The following is a 15,232-nucleotide window of genomic DNA, read 5'->3' as shown; positions in this document are numbered from 1 at the left end:
AGGTACGGCTCGGAAATACACCCTGTAGCGCTGCGGGCATCGCAGGGCGCGGAGGTACTTCCCGGACACCCCGCCGGTTAGTGATTTTGCTGGGCCGGCAGGTCTCCTGACTGATGCGTCGTCGCCACGCTCCGGCCTTCCCGGGCAATGTCCAGTGGCGATGTGGAGCAGGCTCAGCACCTACAGTTGCGGGGGCAGTTCCGATTGGCGCAATGAACGCGCTTCGGATTCCCTATTAGTCCCGTGTGGGAACCGGCGCGTTATGGTAGTCGATCATGCCCGCAAGGGGGAGCCTGTCCATGCGCAATTGGCAGGCCGCCGGGGTCTCTATCTCCGGATATAGGGTGTACCATCGGTCTCTGTTCATCAGATATTAGTCAGACATGCCCACGCTTAGCGAAGAGAGCCGCCGGATCGTAGCTTCTCTGGCGCACCGTGTTGGTCCGCAGGCTGACACTGCAAGCATCGCCGCGGCAGTTGTTTCGATTTTGCAGGATGTGGGCGCAGCACTGGCGCCCATCATCGGCCAGCAAGGCGTTGCCGCGCTGTACCGTCGCAGCTTCCATCTGTGCGTCTCGACCCATCCACGCCTGGCCGCCACCTATGACAGGGTGCCGGCCGCGATGGACTTGATTGCCCTCAAATCCGTACTCGTCGAGCAGAACGAAACCGATGCGCTGTTTTTCGGTGAGGTGTTGCTGACTACCCTCTACGAGCTTCTGACCACGCTGATCGGGCCTTCACTCACCGCACGTCTGCTGGTTGGCGTGTGGCAGCCTTCTTCGAGCGACACCTCTTCGCAGGAAATTTCGCCATGAGCACCAAAGTGACTATCAACCGTCTGGCCACGGGTGTGCCAGGACTGGACGAGGTCCTGGGCGGTGGCCTGCCGGAGTTTTCGTTCAACCTGATCGCCGGCCCGCCAGGCTGCGGCAAAACCACCCTCGCGCACCAGATGATGTTCGCCCTGGCCACGCCGGAGCGCCCGGCGCTGTTCTTTACCGTGCTCGGTGAGCCGCCGCTGAAGATGCTGCGCTACCAGCAGCAATTCGATTTTTTCGACGACGCTGCCATTAACCGGTCGATTCGTTATATCAACCTGGCCGACGACACCCTGGCGGGCGACCTGGACGAGGTACTGCGGCGCATTGTCAGCGAGGTCGAGGCGCATTCGCCGTCGCTGGTGTTTGTCGATTCGTTCCGCTCCGTGGTGCTGGCCAGCCAGACCCAGCACAACCCGAACAACAACCTGCCGCAGTTCATCCAGCAATTGGGCATGTTGATGACCACGTGGCAGGCGACCACCTTCCTGATCGGCGAATACTTCACCGAGACCGACACCAATCCGATTTTCACCGTGGCCGATGGCCTGATCTGGCTGCGCCAGAGCGTTGAGCGCAATTCGATGGTGCGCAAGATGGAAATCATGAAGATGCGCGGCCAACCGACGTTGCCGGGGTTGCACACCTTTCGTATTGCCACCTCGGGGGTCAAGGTGTTCCCGCCGGCCGCCGTCAACCGTCTGGTTGAAGCGCCGTCGACGTTCCCGATCACCCGTCTGAAAATGGGCGTGCCGGCGCTCGATGAGATGCTCGGCGGCGGCCTGCCTCGGGGTTATTCGCTATTGGTGGCCGGCCCGTCCGGCTCGGGCAAGAGCATCCTGGCGGCGACCTTCCTCGCTGAAGGCGCGCGCAACGGCGAAACCGGGGTGATTGCGGCGTTCGAGCAACGGCCCAACCATTCGCAGAACCCGCAATTGGCCGAGTTGATCAAGAGCGGGAAAGTGGGCCTGGTGGACAGCCGCGCGCCGGACCTGTCCATCGACGAAATCGTGCAGCTGCTGCTCGGTGAAATCAGCCGGTTGAACGCCACCCGTGTAGTGATTGACTCGCTGTCAGGCTTTGAACTGGCGTTGGCGCCTACCTTCCGTGCGGATTTTCGCGAGTCGCTGTCACGCATGGTGACGGCGCTGACTGCCGTTGGGGTCAGCGTGTTGATGACCTCGGAGCTCGAAGACCGTTACACCGACCTGCGCTTCAGCCCTTATGGCACGGCGTTTCTGACCGACGCGATCATCGTGCAGCGCTATATCGAGGTGCAGAGCCGGTTACTGCGCATCATGGCCGTGGTCAAGGTGCGCGCCAGCGCCCACTCCGACCAACTGCGCCAGTACCACATCGACGATAACGGCCTGCAGATTCGCGACATGCTGCCGGAGCAGGAAGGGTTGCTGGGTGGGCACCCGACCCGGCAGGTTTCGGCGAAAACCAAACATGTGTGAGCCCGACTCATGAGTGGCGGCGACGGCAAGCATGAAAGTGAGCTGACCACGGCGGCTCACGAGCTGTTCCTCATTGGCCAAAAAACCGTTGAGGCGCGTGCGGCGCTCGCGGCGCTGCAGCAGCAACTGACTGACGCCAGCAGCCGTCTGGTGGATACCCAGCACGTCGAGCAGGTGATTGAAGCTAACCAGCAGTTGGTGCTGGCGATCCTCCTTGCGCAGTCGGACGCCGCCAGCCCGCCGCCCATGGAGGAACAACGCCTGTACCAGGAGCTTCGCGAGGCGAATGCGCAGTTGGTGATCGCGGCCCTCAGTGCGCAAGACCTGCAGGCCACGGCCGAGCGCGCGTTGAGTCAGCAGAAAAGCATCCTGGCGATGGTGGCGCATGAGCTGCGCAACCCATTGACGCCGATCAGCATGATCGCCGAGCGCATGGTTCGCATGCCCAGCGACCAGCTGCCGCGCATGCGTGCGCTGATTGAAGGTCAGGTGCAGCATATTTCACAGTTGGTCGACGACTTGCTGGACGTGTCCCGCGTCAGCACCGGCAAGCTGCGCATCGATCGACGCGATGTGGACATGCTGCAGATCCTTAGAAGTGCCATTGATGCCTGCGGCCCGGTGATGCGGGCGAAAAGACAGCAATTTGATGCCCACCTGCCTGACGGCCAACTGATGGTGAGCGCAGACCCCGGGCGCCTTGCGCAGATTCTGCACAACCTGCTGGCCAACGCGGCCAAGTACACGCCGGTGGGTGGCTCGATTGTGCTGTCTGTGACCGCGACGGACGCGCTGAGGATCAGCATTTGTGACAACGGCATCGGCGTTTCAGCCAAGGCACTGCCGCTGATCTTTGACCCTTACGTGCAGGATGAACACGCCATCGGCTTCAACGGCTCGGGCTTGGGGATCGGGCTCACGGTGGTGCGCGAGCTGGTTGAAGCACATGGCGGCAAGGTCACCGCCAAAAGCGCGGGCAAGGGCAAGGGCAGTGAGTTTGTGGTGACGCTGCCGTTGTTGAACGGCTGACTCGTGTATTCCTGCCCGGCATAAGGTTTATGCCTGCGACCGGCCTACTGCTTGCCCTGGCTGATAGGGAATGCTCCACGACACGCGGTGCCAAAACGCCTGCGCTACTACGTCGATATTCCTACAGGTAAACCCATGCAAACAAACCGGGTAACGCGTCAGCAAGTGCTGGATGCGAGTAAGGGCATGCTGCAAAAGCAGTTCTATGTAGTGTTTTCAACGCCAACCGACGGGCTTGGCCCGGTGATGCAGAACCTGCCGATTCACCTCGAGCATCAATGCCAGATCGAGCGCGACGGTATCCTCGTCGCCGCCGGGCCGCATTGGAGTGAGGATGAGCAGTATTGGGACGGCGACGGCATGTTTGTGATTCGTGCAACGTCGCTTGAGCATGCCAAGGCCATCGCCGCGCAAGACCCGATGCATCAGTGCGGTGCGCGCAGGTTTTCGATTCGGCCGTGGTTGGTGAATGAAGGGAGGCTTAATTTGAAGGTCGAGTTTTCAACTGGAAAGGTCACTGTGGACTAATCCACAAACACCGCAGATCAAAGGTGGGAGCTGGCTTGAGTGGGAGCGGGCTTGCTCGCGAATGCAGTCTGTCGGTCGACAAATTTGCCAACTGAAGCACCGCCTTCGCGAGCAAGCCCGCTCCCACAGTTGAAGGGTGTTGCCTGTTTTATTTGCGATCCGGCCACACGGTCTGTGCGTTGCAGAATTCACGCACGGCCACACACTCCGCAAATCAAAGGTGGGAGCTGGCTTGCCTGCGATTGCAGTGTGTCAGCCAAAGAGTTGTCACTGATGCACCGCTATCGCAGGCAAGCCAGCTCCCACAGTTGAAGGGTGTTGCCTGTTTTAGTTGCGATCCAGCCACACGGTCTGCGCGTTGCAGAATTCACGCACGGCCACAAACACCGCAAATCAAAGGTGGGAGCGGGCTTGCTCGCGAATGCGGTCTGTCAGTCGACAAATTTGCCTACTGATGCACCGCTATCGCAGGCAAGCCAGCTCCCACAGTTGGAGGGCGTTGCCTGTTTTAGTTGCGATCCAGCCATAAGGTCTGCGCGTTGCAGAATTCACGCACGGCCACAAACACCGCAGATCAAAGGTGGGAGCTGGCTTGCCTGCGATTGCAGTGTGTCAGCCAAAGAGTTGTCACTGATCCACCGCCATCGCAGGCAAGCCAGCTCCCACCGTTGAAGGGTGTTGCCTGTTTTATTTGCGATCCAGCCACACGGTCTGTGCGTTGCAGAATTCACGCACGGCTACAAACACCGAAGATCAAAGGTGGGAGCTGGCTTGCCTGCGATTGCAGTGTGTCAGCCAAAGAGTTGTCACTGATCCACCGCTATTGCAGGCAAGCCAGCTCCCACAGTTGAAGGGTGTTGCCTGTTTATTTGCGATCCAGCCACACAGTCTGCGCGTTGCAGAATTCACGCGCGGCTACAAACACCGAAGATCAAAGGTGGGAGCTGGCTTGCCTGCGATTGCAGTGTGTCAGCCAAAGAGTTGTCACTGATCCACCGCTATCGCAGGCAAGCCAGCTCCCACAGTTGATGGGGGGTTGCCTGTTTTAGTTGCGATCCAGCCATACAGTCTGTGCGTTGCAGAATTACGCACGGCCACACACTCCGCAGATCAAAGGTGGGAGCTGGCTTGCCTGCGATTGCAGTGTGTCAGCCAAAGAGTTGTCACTGATGCACCGCTATCGCAGGCAAGCCAGCTCCCACAGTTGATGGGGTGTTGCCTGTTTTATTTGCGATCCAGCCATACGGTCTGTGCGTTGCAGAATTCACGTACGCCAAAGTGGGACAGTTCGCGCCCGAACCCACTCTTTTTCACTCCACCAAACGCTACGCGCGGGTCGGACACGCTGAACGAGTTGACGAATACTGCGCCAGTTTCCAGCTGGTTGGTGATATCCCGTGCCTTCACCGCGTCGGTGGTGAAGATGCTTGCTGTGAGGCCGAATTCGCTGTCGTTGGCCAGGGCCACGGCGTGGTCGGCATCGCGGGCGGTGATGATCGAGGCCACGGGGCCGAACAGTTCCTGTTTGAACGAGGTCATCTGGTCGGTGACGTCGGCCAGCACGGTCGGTTCGTAGTAGTTGCCGGCACCGGCGACTTTGTTGCCGCCCAGCAGCAGGGTTGCGCCTTCTTCCAACGTGGCCTGCACCTGGCCGTGCAGTTCGTCGCGCAGGTCGAAGCGGGCCATTGGGCCGACGTAGGTGCTGGTGTCGGTCGGGTCGCCCATCACCAGGGCGCGGCTGGCGGCGAGGAATTTGGCGGTAAAGGCTTGCACCACACCTTCTTCGATGATCAGGCGCTTGGCGGCAGCGCAGACTTGGCCGCTGTTCTGGAAACGCCCGATCACGGCGGCCTGGACGGCGGCGTCGAGGTCGGCGTCGTTGAGCACGATGAACGGGTCGGAGCCGCCCAGTTCCAGCACGCATTTCTTCAGCGCAGCGCCGGCCTGAGAGCCGATGGCGGCGCCGGCGCGCACGCTGCCGGTGAGGGTGACTGCGGCGATGCGTGGGTCGGCGATGGCCTTGGACACGCCTTCGTTGGTCACGTTGGCCACTTCAAACAGGCCATCGGCGAAGCCGGCTTTTTGAAACGCCGCCTTCATCAGGTAGGCACTGCCCATCACGTTGGGTGCATGTTTGAGCACGTAGGTGTTGCCGGCGAGCAGGGTCGGCACGGCGCCGCGCAGCACTTGCCACACCGGGAAGTTCCACGGCATGACGGCGAGGATCGGGCCCAGTGGGCGGTATTCGATCTGGGCGCTGCCGTTGTCCACCAGCGTCGGCTCCGGGGCGAGCATGGCCGGGCCGTGGGCGGCATACCATTCGCTGAGTTGCGCGCATTTTTCGATTTCGGCACGGGCCTGGGCGATGGGTTTGCCCATTTCCAGGGTGATCATCTGCGCCATGTCTTCGGCTTGCTCACGCAACGCAGCGGCCAGGGCCAGCAACAACTCGGCGCGCTGGCTTACTGGTTGGCGGCGCCAGGTGCGGAAGGCCTCAGTGGCGCGATTAAGCGCCGCGTCCAACTGCGCCTCGGTTTCGTAAGGGTAGCTGCCGACTGTTTCGCCAGTGGCGGGGTTGATCGACAAGGCGTGAGTCTGGTGAGTGATAGCGTTCATGGCACCGTCCGGCTGAATGAGTGGATGGGTTCAGCCTACGGGGCTGCATGTTTTCTGGAAACTGAATAATATTAAGCAATACATTCACGATTGGAGAATGACTTGGACCTGGTGCAGCTGGAAATCTTCAAGGCCGTTGCCGAGCAAGGCAGCATCAGCGCCGCCGCGCAGTTGATTCATCGCGTGCCGTCGAACCTGACCACGCGCATCAAGCAACTGGAGCAGGACCTGGGCGTTGAGTTGTTTATCCGTGAGAAGAGCCGCCTGCGCCTGTCGCCGGCCGGGTGGAATTTCCTCGGCTACACGCGGCGCATTCTTGATCTGGTGCAGGAAGCCCGCGCCACGGTGGCGGGGGAGGAGCCCCAGGGCGCGTTTGCGCTGGGTTCGCTGGAGAGCACGGCCGCGGTGCGCATTCCGGCGTTGCTCGCGGCGTATAACCAGAAGCACGCCAAGGTCGAGCTGGACCTGAGCACCGGGCCGTCCGGCACGATGATCGAGGGTGTGTTGTCGGGACGCCTGGCGGCCGCGTTTGTCGACGGGCCGGTGCTGCATGCCACGCTGGAAGGCGTGCCGGTGTTTGAGGAGGAGATGGTGGTCATTGCGCCGCTGCACCATGCGCCGATCACGCGCGGGCAGGATGTGGCGGGGGAGAGCATCTATACGTTTCGCTCGAACTGCTCGTATCGCCATCACTTCGAGCGCTGGTTCTCACAGGATGGCGCGGTGCCGGGCAAGATCTTTGAAATGGAGTCTTATCACGGCATGCTCGCCTGCGTCAGTGCCGGGGCCGGCCTGGCGCTGATGCCACGCAGCATGCTGGAGAGCATGCCAGGGTTTACGGCGGTGAGTGTGTGGCCGCTGAGTGACGCGTTCCGCATCCTCAATACCTGGCTGATCTGGCGCCGAGGCACGGTGTCGCAGAGCTTGAACAGTTTTGTGAAGCTGTTGGAGGAACGTGGTCTGGTAGCCACTTAGATCTAATGTGGGAGCTGGCTGGCCTGCGATGGCGGTGTATCAGCCAAGGCCGTGCAGGCTGGGCTGACGCCATCGCAGGCCAGCCAGCTCCCACCGGTTGATCGTGTTTTCAGCCGCCAAATTGCAGGGTGCCCATGGCGAGTTTTGCCATGATGGCCGTGGCGCCCAGTTGTACCAACCAAAGGGCCAGGCCACCGAGGAACACACCCAGTGCCACTTGCAGCACCAGGCTTTTCTGGCGCTTGGCTTGCGGCGCGCGCGGGGTGAAGTCATGCAGTTCGTCGCGGTCGGCACGCAGGTCCAGGTCGTCGTTTCTCATAAGGCTCTCACAGCAAAGGGGCAGTTGGGGTTCAGTCTAGGGCTGGTCGCGGCAAGCAGCGAGGTTTTCCTCTTGTGGCGAGCGGGCTTGTTCCGCGTCGGGCTGCGCAGCGGCCCCTTGTTCAGGCACCGGGTTCTTTCAGTAAGTTCACGGGGGGGCTTTATGGAGCTGCTTCGCAGCCCAACGCGGGGCAAGCCCGCTCGCCACAGGAAGCCTGTTTGCCACGGGAAGCCTGCTGGCGACAAAAAAGGGGAAGCCATTGAATGACTTCCCCTTTGTCACCACCGTTGCAGGCTTACAGCACCTGAACAATCGCTTTGGTCACTGCACCAATGTTCGACTGGTTCAGCGCCGCTACGCAGATGCGGCCGGTGTCGAGCGCGTAGATACCAAACTCGGTACGCAGGCGGGTGACTTGCTCCACGGTCAGGCCGGAGTAGGAGAACATCCCACGCTGGCGGCCAACGAAGCTGAAGTCGTGACCTGGGGCAGCCTTGGCCAGTTCAGCCACCATCTGCTCACGCATGCCACGGATGCGCAGGCGCATTTCGGCCAGTTCCGCTTCCCACTGGGCGCGCAGCTCAGGGTTGTTCAGCACCGCCGCCACAATCGCCGCGCCGTGGGTCGGCGGGTTGGAGTAGTTGGTGCGGATTACGCGCTTGACCTGGGACAGGATGCGCGCGCTTTCTTCCTTGGATTCGCTGACGATCGACAGCGCACCTACGCGTTCGCCGTACAGCGAGAACGACTTGGAGAACGAGCTGGACACAAAGAAGGTCAGGCCCGACTCAGCAAACAGGCGCACGGCTGCGGCGTCTTCGTGGATGCCATCGCCAAAGCCCTGGTAGGCCATGTCGAGGAACGGCACCAGGTTCCTGGCCTTGACCACGTCCAGCACGTTTTGCCAGTCGGCCGGGCTCAGGTCGACGCCGGTCGGGTTGTGGCAGCAGGCGTGCAGCACCACGATGGACTGTGGCGGCAGGGCGTTGAGGTCTTCGAGCAGGCCGGCACGGTTGACGTCGTGGGTGGCGGCGTCGTAGTAGCGGTAGGTTTGCACCGGGAAGCCGGCTTTTTCGAACAGCGCCTGGTGGTTTTCCCAGCTCGGGTCGCTGATGGCAACCACAGCGTTGGGCAGCAGTTGCTTGAGGAAGTCTGCGCCGATCTTCAGCGCGCCAGTGCCGCCGACGGCTTGCGCGGTGATCACACGGCCAGCGCTGAGCAGGGGCGAGTCGGCGCCGAACAGCAGCTTTTGCACCGCCTGGTCGTAGGCGACGATGCCGTCGATCGGCAAGTAGCCACGGGCGGCGTGTTGCGCCACGCGAATGGCTTCCGCTTCGGCAACGGCACGCAAGAGTGGAATCTTCCCCTCCTCGTTGCAGTAAACGCCCACGCCAAGGTTGACCTTGGTGGTTCGTGTGTCGGCGTTGAATGCTTCGTTGAGGCCCAGGATTGGATCGCGTGGTGCCATTTCGACAGCGGAGAACAGGCTCATTTTTGCGGCAGCTCTATGGGGGAATGGAGGGACGTGTCGCGCTCCAGCCGAATGCACTAGAGCGGTGCACAAACGGGGAGCTAGTATAGAGGCCATCCAGGCTCAGGGCGACAACCGAAACGGCTTTTCGGCCAAGTTTTTCGGTTTATTTGCCGACCGTTAGTCTTATTGCAACAGGGGGCGGCGACGGCAGGTAGGACGATTGCCTTGAAACCCGTCACATTCGCCTCCACTTCTACAGCTATCATGGTTTTTTCCTGCAACCTGCGTTGACTATTCGCGGGTTGCTGAGCTTTTTCGTCCCTGGCGGTTTCGAGTCTGGGGTGACTACACGAGGTACGTTATGTCGGATTTCCAGCTCGTCACCCGCTTTGAACCCGCCGGCGATCAACCCGAAGCCATTCGCCTGATGGTTGAAGGCATTGAAGCCGGCCTGGCGCACCAGACGCTGCTTGGGGTGACCGGTTCAGGCAAGACCTTCAGCATTGCCAATGTGATTGCGCAGACCAATCGCCCGACCCTGGTGCTGGCGCCGAACAAAACCCTGGCCGCCCAGCTGTATGGCGAGTTCAAGGCGTTTTTCCCGAACAACGCGGTGGAGTACTTCGTTTCCTACTACGACTACTACCAGCCCGAAGCCTATGTGCCATCCTCTGACACCTTCATCGAGAAGGACGCGTCGATCAACGACCACATCGAGCAGATGCGGTTGTCGGCGACCAAGGCGCTGCTGGAACGCAAGGACGCGATCATCGTCACCACGGTGTCGTGCATCTACGGCCTGGGCAGCCCGGAAACCTATTTGAAGATGGTGCTGCACGTCGATCGCGGCGACAAACTCGACCAGCGCGAGCTGCTTCGGCGCCTGACGAGCTTGCAGTACACCCGCAATGACATGGACTTTGCCCGCGCCACCTTCCGTGTGCGCGGCGATGTGATCGACATCTACCCGGCCGAATCCGACCTGGAAGCGATTCGCATCGAGCTGTTCGACGATGAAGTCGAAAGCCTGTCGGCCTTCGACCCGTTGACCGGTGAGGTGATTCGCAAGCTGCCGCGCTTCACCTTCTACCCCAAAAGCCACTACGTAACGCCGCGCGAAACACTGATGGGCGCCATCGAAGGCATCAAGGCCGAACTGGTGGAGCGCCTGGATTACCTGCGCGCCAACAACAAGCTGGTGGAAGCCCAGCGCCTGGAGCAGCGCACGCGGTTCGACCTGGAAATGATCCTGGAGCTGGGTTACTGCAACGGCATCGAAAACTACTCGCGCTACCTCTCGGGTCGCGAATCCGGGCAGGCGCCGCCCACCTTGTTCGATTACCTGCCGGATGACGCCTTGCTGGTGATCGACGAATCCCACGTCAGCGTGCCGCAGGTGGGCGCGATGTACAAAGGTGACCGCTCGCGTAAGGAAACCCTGGTGGAATACGGTTTCCGCCTGCCGTCGGCACTGGACAACCGGCCGATGCGTTTCGACGAGTTTGAAAGCATCAGCCCGCAGACGATCTTCGTCTCGGCCACGCCGGGTAACTACGAAGCTGAACACGCGGGCCGCGTGATTGAGCAACTGGTGCGCCCGACAGGCCTTGTGGACCCACAAATCGAAATCCGCCCGGCGCTGACCCAGGTCGATGACTTGCTGTCGGAAATCACCAAGCGCGTGGCCCTGGAAGAGCGGGTGCTGGTGACCACGCTGACCAAGCGCATGTCCGAAGATTTGACCGATTACCTGGCCGACCATGGCGTGCGCGTGCGCTATTTGCACTCGGACATCGACACCGTGGAGCGCGTCGAGATTATCCGCGACCTGCGCCTGGGCACCTTTGATGTGCTGGTGGGCATCAACCTGTTGCGTGAAGGGTTGGACATGCCGGAGGTGTCGCTGGTGGCGATTCTGGACGCCGACAAGGAAGGCTTCCTGCGCTCCGAGCGCTCGCTGATCCAGACCATCGGCCGGGCGGCGCGTAACCTCAATGGCCGGGCGATTCTGTACGCGGACCGTATCACCGGCTCCATGGAACGCGCGATTGGCGAGACCGAACGTCGCCGTGACAAGCAGATCGCGTTCAACCTGGAGAACGGCATCATCCCCAAAGGCGTGTTCAAGGACGTCGCCGACATCATGGAAGGCGCCACCGTGCCGGGCTCGCGCAGCAAGAAGCGCAAAGGCATGGCCAAGGCCGCTGAAGAAAGCGCCAAGTACGAGAACGAATTGCGCTCGCCGAGTGAGATCACCAAGCGTATCCGGCAGTTGGAAGAGAAGATGTACCAGCTGGCGCGTGACCTTGAGTTTGAAGCGGCGGCGCAGATGCGCGATGAGATCGGCAAATTGCGAGAGCGGTTGCTGGCTGTTTGATTTGCGGTGAATGGGCGGGCCTCATCGGGGGCTTGCCCCCGATGACCGCGCCTCGGTTTTCCAGAAATCCCCCAGGCTGTTACCATTCGCCCCTTGTTTCAATTTTCAGTTATATCGCCCATTCGAGACCTGCCATGACCACCGTCCGCACGCGCATTGCGCCATCGCCTACTGGGGATCCCCACGTCGGCACTGCTTACATCGCCCTGTTCAACTACTGCTTTGCCAAGCAGCACGGCGGTGAATTCATCCTGCGGATCGAAGACACCGATCAACTGCGTTCGACCCGTGAGTCGGAACAGCAGATTTTCGATGCCTTGCGCTGGCTGGGCATCACCTGGGCCGAAGGCCCGGACGTCGGCGGCCCGCACGGCCCGTATCGTCAGAGCGAGCGCAGCGACATCTACAAGCAGTACACCCAGCAATTGGTCGACATGGGCCATGCGTTCCCGTGCTTCTGCACCGCCGAAGAACTCGACCAGATGCGTGCCGAGCAACAGGCCCGTGGCGAAACCCCGCGTTACGACGGCCGCGCGCTGCTGTTGTCCAAGGAAGAAGTGGCCCAGCGCCTGGCTGCCGGTGAGCCTCACGTGATTCGCATGAAAGTGCCGAGCGAAGGCGTGTGCGTGGTGCCGGACATGCTGCGCGGTGACGTCGAAATTCCGTGGGACCGCATGGACATGCAGGTGCTGATGAAGACCGACGGCCTGCCGACGTACTTCCTGGCCAACGTGGTCGACGACCACCTGATGGGCATCACCCACGTGCTGCGCGGCGAAGAATGGCTGCCGTCGGCGCCGAAACTGATCCTGCTCTACGAATACTTCGGCTGGGAACAGCCGCAGCTGTGCTACATGCCGCTGCTGCGTAACCCGGACAAGAGCAAGCTGTCCAAGCGCAAGAACCCGACCTCGGTGACGTTCTACGAGCGCATGGGCTTTATGCCCGAGGCGATGCTCAACTACCTGGGCCGCATGGGCTGGTCGATGCCGGACGAGCGTGAGAAGTTCTCGCTGCAGGAAATGGTCGACAACTTCGACTTGTCCCGTGTGTCCCTGGGCGGGCCGATCTTCGACATCGAGAAGCTGTCGTGGCTCAACGGCCAGTGGCTGCGGGACCTGCCGGTAGAAGAATTCGCCAGCCGTGTGCAGCAGTGGGCGTTGAACCCCGAGTACATGATGAAGATCGCGCCGTTGGTGCAGGGCAGGGTGGAGACGTTCAGCCAGGTTGCTCCGTTGGCCAGCTTCTTCTTTGCCGGTGGCGTGAACCCGGATGCCACGTTGTTTGAGTCCAAGAAGCTCTCGGGCGATCAGGTTCGCCAACTGATGCAATTGATCCTGTGGAAGCTCGAAAGCCTGCGTCAGTGGGAGAAGGATGCAATCACTGCGACGATTCAGGCGGTGGTCGAGTCCCTTGAGCTGAAACTGCGCGATGCCATGCCACTGATGTTTGCAGCGATCACCGGGCAGGCCAGTTCGGTGTCGGTACTGGATGCGATGGAAATTCTCGGCCCGGACCTGACGCGTTTCCGTCTGCGCCAAGCCCTTGATTTGCTTGGTGGTGTGTCGAAGAAAGAAAACAAAGAGTGGGAAAAGCTGCTGGGCGCTATCGCTTAAGTCGGCTGTTGTTACGACGAAACCCCGGTTTTCCGGGGTTTCGTCGGTAAGTGATTGTTATCCCGGCAAAAAATTTTGGAAATAGTTGAAAATAAATTTGACACGTTTCCAAACCGCCATTAAGATTCGCCCCGTCCTCACCGATGAGGGGCTATAGCTCAGCTGGGAGAGCGCTTGCATGGCATGCAAGAGGTCAACGGTTCGATCCCGTTTAGCTCCACCAATTTACAGGTTCAAGGTCTGGCCACACCGTCCTTGAATTGATCAGCTCTCAGCGCTGATCAGATGTACAGAAGGTTTTGTCCCCTTCGTCTAGTGGCCTAGGACACCGCCCTTTCACGGCGGTAACAGGGGTTCGAGTCCCCTAGGGGACGCCAGTTTCAACAAGCAGCTCGAAAGGTCTGCTGCGTCGCGAGACGAAAAATCCGGGGCTATAGCTCAGCTGGGAGAGCGCTTGCATGGCATGCAAGAGGTCAACGGTTCGATCCCGTTTAGCTCCACCAATTTACAGGTTCAAGGTCTGGCCACACCGTCCTTGAATCGATCAGTTCTCAGCGCTGGTCAGTTGTATAGAAGGTTTGTGTCCCCTTCGTCTAGTGGCCTAGGACACCGCCCTTTCACGGCGGTAACAGGGGTTCGAGTCCCCTAGGGGACGCCACGATTACCCGCTCTGCGGGATTTTTAAGGGTCATTCAATTATTGAATGGCCCTTTTGTTTGTCTGGCGTTTGGGTTTTTCGCGCAGCCGTTTACGGCATCCTGCGTACCACGTTGGCGGTGCGCAGGGATTTATTGATGCGCGCCAGCTCTTTTTGCTCATCAACCTGTGGGCCTCTGTTCTGGGCATTCTCCAGCGCGACGTTCCACATTTCGACGCGAATGCCGGGCAAGCGTGAAATCGCACGCAGGCAGCCCTGGTCTATTTCGTCGTTGGGGTGGTAGATATTCGCGGTTTCAATCACCAGCCGGGTGTTTGGAAAGCGCAGCAGGATGTCTTCCATGAACTGCTTGAACAGCACGCAGCATTGCCGACACGGTGAGTTGTTGATGCTCACCACGATCTCCTGATACCCCGCATCGAATACCCAGTCATTGGCGCGCAGGGCCTCTAGGAAGTTGGCCTCGGCATGCCCGTCGGCGTCGTTGAAGAATTTGCCAAACGGCTGGTTGCCCACGCCTTCGCCTTCAACCTTGGCGATCAGCACCGTGCGAAAGCCGCTGATGAAGTTCGCGGTGTACTCGTTGGCGAACACGTAGGGGGCTTCTCCGGCTACCCACGCGCAGTTCTGGTTTTGCTGCCGCCAAGCCATGTCGTTCTCTCCGATGTGCAGTTCATTGCAATGAGAACGGCTGGGGCGAGCGGTTTATTCCCTTGATGTGATCTGTGCTGCTCGGACGAGCGGTCATGCGGGTGGCTTGCGAAATATTATTATGGTAATAATATTCAACCCATGAGAGACGGAGGCAACGATGAGCGATAAAAAAGCGCAAACCCGCGAACGCATTTTGCAGGCTGCCAGCGCGGCGTTGATCCAGCGCGGCCCGGCCGAACCGAGTGTCGGCGAAGTCATGGGCGCGGCGGGGCTTACGGTCGGCGGTTTCTACGCGCACTTTGAAAGCAAGGACGCGTTGATGCTGGAGGCCTTCACCCAGTTGCTCGCCCGGCGACGCGCGTCGATTGACGACATGGACGCGCAACTCACCGGTGAAGAGCGCAGAGGCCTGGTGGCGGCGTTTTATCTGTCGCGCAAGCACCGTGACTCCACGGACCAGGCCTGCCCGATACCAGCCACCGTGGGCGAGATGAGCCGCTTGCCGGATGAGTTTCGCCAGGCGCTCAACGAGCACACGGAGCTGATGGCCGCGCAGTTGGCCGCCAGCCCGGAGGACACCGACAAAGCCCTGGCGGATATGGCCTTGATGATTGGCGGCCTGGCCTTGGCTCGCGCGCTCGGGCCGGGCGAGTTGTCGGACCGCGTGTTGCGCGCGGCCAAATCGGCGGTGCGCTGAAAGAGGAG

General features: G+C 60.6%; 12 protein-coding genes, 4 tRNA genes and 1 riboswitch. Of the genes, 12 read left to right on the top strand and 4 right to left on the bottom strand.

The window, feature by feature from the left end:
- Positions 1-79: 79 nt before the first annotated feature.
- Positions 80-272: riboswitch (cobalamin riboswitch) on the bottom strand.
- A 111-nt stretch (positions 273-383) separates the two neighbouring features.
- The 4 genes from C4J83_RS20485 to C4J83_RS20470 all read left to right on the top strand — a co-directional run bounded on the left by C4J83_RS20485 (position 384) and on the right by C4J83_RS20470 (position 3,838).
- Positions 384-818, top strand: a complete 435-nt coding sequence (locus tag C4J83_RS20485; protein WP_218911082.1) for a hypothetical protein — start codon at positions 384-386, stop codon at positions 816-818.
- Positions 815-2,281 (top strand): ATPase domain-containing protein, encoded by a 1,467-nt coding sequence (locus C4J83_RS20480; RefSeq protein ID WP_106576661.1) that lies wholly within the window; start codon positions 815-817, stop codon positions 2,279-2,281. The genes C4J83_RS20485 and C4J83_RS20480 overlap by 4 nt, the downstream gene beginning before the upstream one ends.
- A gap of 9 nt (positions 2,282-2,290) precedes the next feature.
- A complete protein-coding gene (locus C4J83_RS20475; protein ID WP_106576662.1) occupies positions 2,291-3,310 on the top strand; it encodes a sensor histidine kinase in 1,020 nt (339 codons plus the stop codon).
- A gap of 87 nt (positions 3,311-3,397) precedes the next feature.
- Positions 3,398-3,838, top strand: a complete 441-nt coding sequence (locus tag C4J83_RS20470) for a YciI family protein (protein ID WP_256660612.1) — start codon at positions 3,398-3,400, stop codon at positions 3,836-3,838.
- Between the two features lie 1,224 nt (positions 3,839-5,062).
- On the opposite strand, the gene C4J83_RS20465 is transcribed toward C4J83_RS20470, so the two are convergent.
- Complete coding sequence (locus C4J83_RS20465; protein WP_124418048.1) at positions 5,063-6,454, bottom strand: aldehyde dehydrogenase family protein; 1,392 nt, start codon at positions 6,452-6,454, stop codon at positions 5,063-5,065.
- Between the two features lie 102 nt (positions 6,455-6,556).
- On the opposite strand from C4J83_RS20465, the gene ptrR reads away from it, so the two are divergent.
- Positions 6,557-7,429, top strand: a complete 873-nt coding sequence (ptrR, locus tag C4J83_RS20460) for a putrescine utilization regulator PtrR (protein ID WP_106576666.1) — start codon at positions 6,557-6,559, stop codon at positions 7,427-7,429.
- A 109-nt stretch (positions 7,430-7,538) separates the two neighbouring features.
- Here the strand turns inward: ptrR and C4J83_RS20455 are convergent, their stop codons facing one another.
- Both C4J83_RS20455 and C4J83_RS20450 read right to left on the bottom strand, forming a co-directional pair.
- Complete coding sequence (locus C4J83_RS20455) at positions 7,539-7,748, bottom strand: hypothetical protein (protein ID WP_078738148.1); 210 nt, start codon at positions 7,746-7,748, stop codon at positions 7,539-7,541.
- A gap of 295 nt (positions 7,749-8,043) precedes the next feature.
- Complete coding sequence (locus C4J83_RS20450) at positions 8,044-9,240, bottom strand: amino acid aminotransferase (RefSeq protein WP_106576668.1); 1,197 nt, start codon at positions 9,238-9,240, stop codon at positions 8,044-8,046.
- 343 nt (positions 9,241-9,583) lie between these two features.
- On the opposite strand from C4J83_RS20450, the gene uvrB reads away from it, so the two are divergent.
- The 6 genes from uvrB to C4J83_RS20420 all read left to right on the top strand — a co-directional run bounded on the left by uvrB (position 9,584) and on the right by C4J83_RS20420 (position 13,873).
- Complete coding sequence (gene uvrB / locus C4J83_RS20445; protein WP_124418047.1) at positions 9,584-11,599, top strand: excinuclease ABC subunit UvrB; 2,016 nt, start codon at positions 9,584-9,586, stop codon at positions 11,597-11,599.
- Between the two features lie 134 nt (positions 11,600-11,733).
- Entirely contained in the window at positions 11,734-13,215 is a 1,482-nt protein-coding gene (gltX, locus tag C4J83_RS20440) for a glutamate--tRNA ligase (RefSeq protein ID WP_124418046.1), read from the top strand.
- A gap of 147 nt (positions 13,216-13,362) precedes the next feature.
- Positions 13,363-13,438, top strand: a tRNA-Ala gene (locus C4J83_RS20435).
- 78 nt (positions 13,439-13,516) lie between these two features.
- Positions 13,517-13,592, top strand: a tRNA-Glu gene (locus C4J83_RS20430).
- A 50-nt stretch (positions 13,593-13,642) separates the two neighbouring features.
- Positions 13,643-13,718: transfer RNA gene (locus C4J83_RS20425), tRNA-Ala, on the top strand.
- A gap of 79 nt (positions 13,719-13,797) precedes the next feature.
- Positions 13,798-13,873: transfer RNA gene (locus C4J83_RS20420), tRNA-Glu, on the top strand.
- A 90-nt stretch (positions 13,874-13,963) separates the two neighbouring features.
- Here C4J83_RS20420 and C4J83_RS20415 read toward each other — a convergent pair.
- Positions 13,964-14,524, bottom strand: a complete 561-nt coding sequence (locus C4J83_RS20415) for a hypothetical protein (protein ID WP_124418045.1) — start codon at positions 14,522-14,524, stop codon at positions 13,964-13,966.
- Positions 14,525-14,684: 160 nt separating this feature from the next.
- Here C4J83_RS20415 and C4J83_RS20410 point away from each other — a divergent pair, with 160 nt between their 5' ends.
- On the top strand, positions 14,685-15,224 hold the full coding sequence (locus C4J83_RS20410) for a TetR/AcrR family transcriptional regulator (protein WP_083357717.1): 540 nt from the start codon (positions 14,685-14,687) through the stop codon (positions 15,222-15,224).
- Positions 15,225-15,232: the final 8 nt, after the last annotated feature.

The organism is Pseudomonas sp. LBUM920, assembly GCF_003852315.1.
Lineage (GTDB): Bacteria > Pseudomonadota > Gammaproteobacteria > Pseudomonadales > Pseudomonadaceae > Aquipseudomonas.
The sequence above is the reverse complement of the archived record's forward strand: the minus strand, read 5'-3'. Positions and strand labels throughout refer to the sequence as shown.

Excerpts from the sequence above, each read along its gene's own strand:
- C4J83_RS20415 (WP_124418045.1), bottom strand. The coding sequence starts at position 14,524 with ATGGCTTGGCGGCAGCAAAACCAGAACTGCGCGTGGGTAGCCGGAGAA.
- C4J83_RS20485 (WP_218911082.1), top strand. The coding sequence starts at position 384 with ATGCCCACGCTTAGCGAAGAGAGCCGCCGGATCGTAGCTTCTCTGGCG.
- C4J83_RS20410 (WP_083357717.1), top strand. The coding sequence starts at position 14,685 with ATGAGCGATAAAAAAGCGCAAACCCGCGAACGCATTTTGCAGGCTGCC.
- uvrB (WP_124418047.1), top strand. The coding sequence starts at position 9,584 with ATGTCGGATTTCCAGCTCGTCACCCGCTTTGAACCCGCCGGCGATCAA.
- C4J83_RS20450 (WP_106576668.1), bottom strand. The coding sequence starts at position 9,240 with ATGAGCCTGTTCTCCGCTGTCGAAATGGCACCACGCGATCCAATCCTG.
- C4J83_RS20475 (WP_106576662.1), top strand. The coding sequence starts at position 2,291 with ATGAGTGGCGGCGACGGCAAGCATGAAAGTGAGCTGACCACGGCGGCT.
- C4J83_RS20465 (WP_124418048.1), bottom strand. The coding sequence starts at position 6,454 with ATGAACGCTATCACTCACCAGACTCACGCCTTGTCGATCAACCCCGCC.
- gltX (WP_124418046.1), top strand. The coding sequence starts at position 11,734 with ATGACCACCGTCCGCACGCGCATTGCGCCATCGCCTACTGGGGATCCC.
- C4J83_RS20455 (WP_078738148.1), bottom strand. The coding sequence starts at position 7,748 with ATGAGAAACGACGACCTGGACCTGCGTGCCGACCGCGACGAACTGCAT.
- C4J83_RS20480 (WP_106576661.1), top strand. The coding sequence starts at position 815 with ATGAGCACCAAAGTGACTATCAACCGTCTGGCCACGGGTGTGCCAGGA.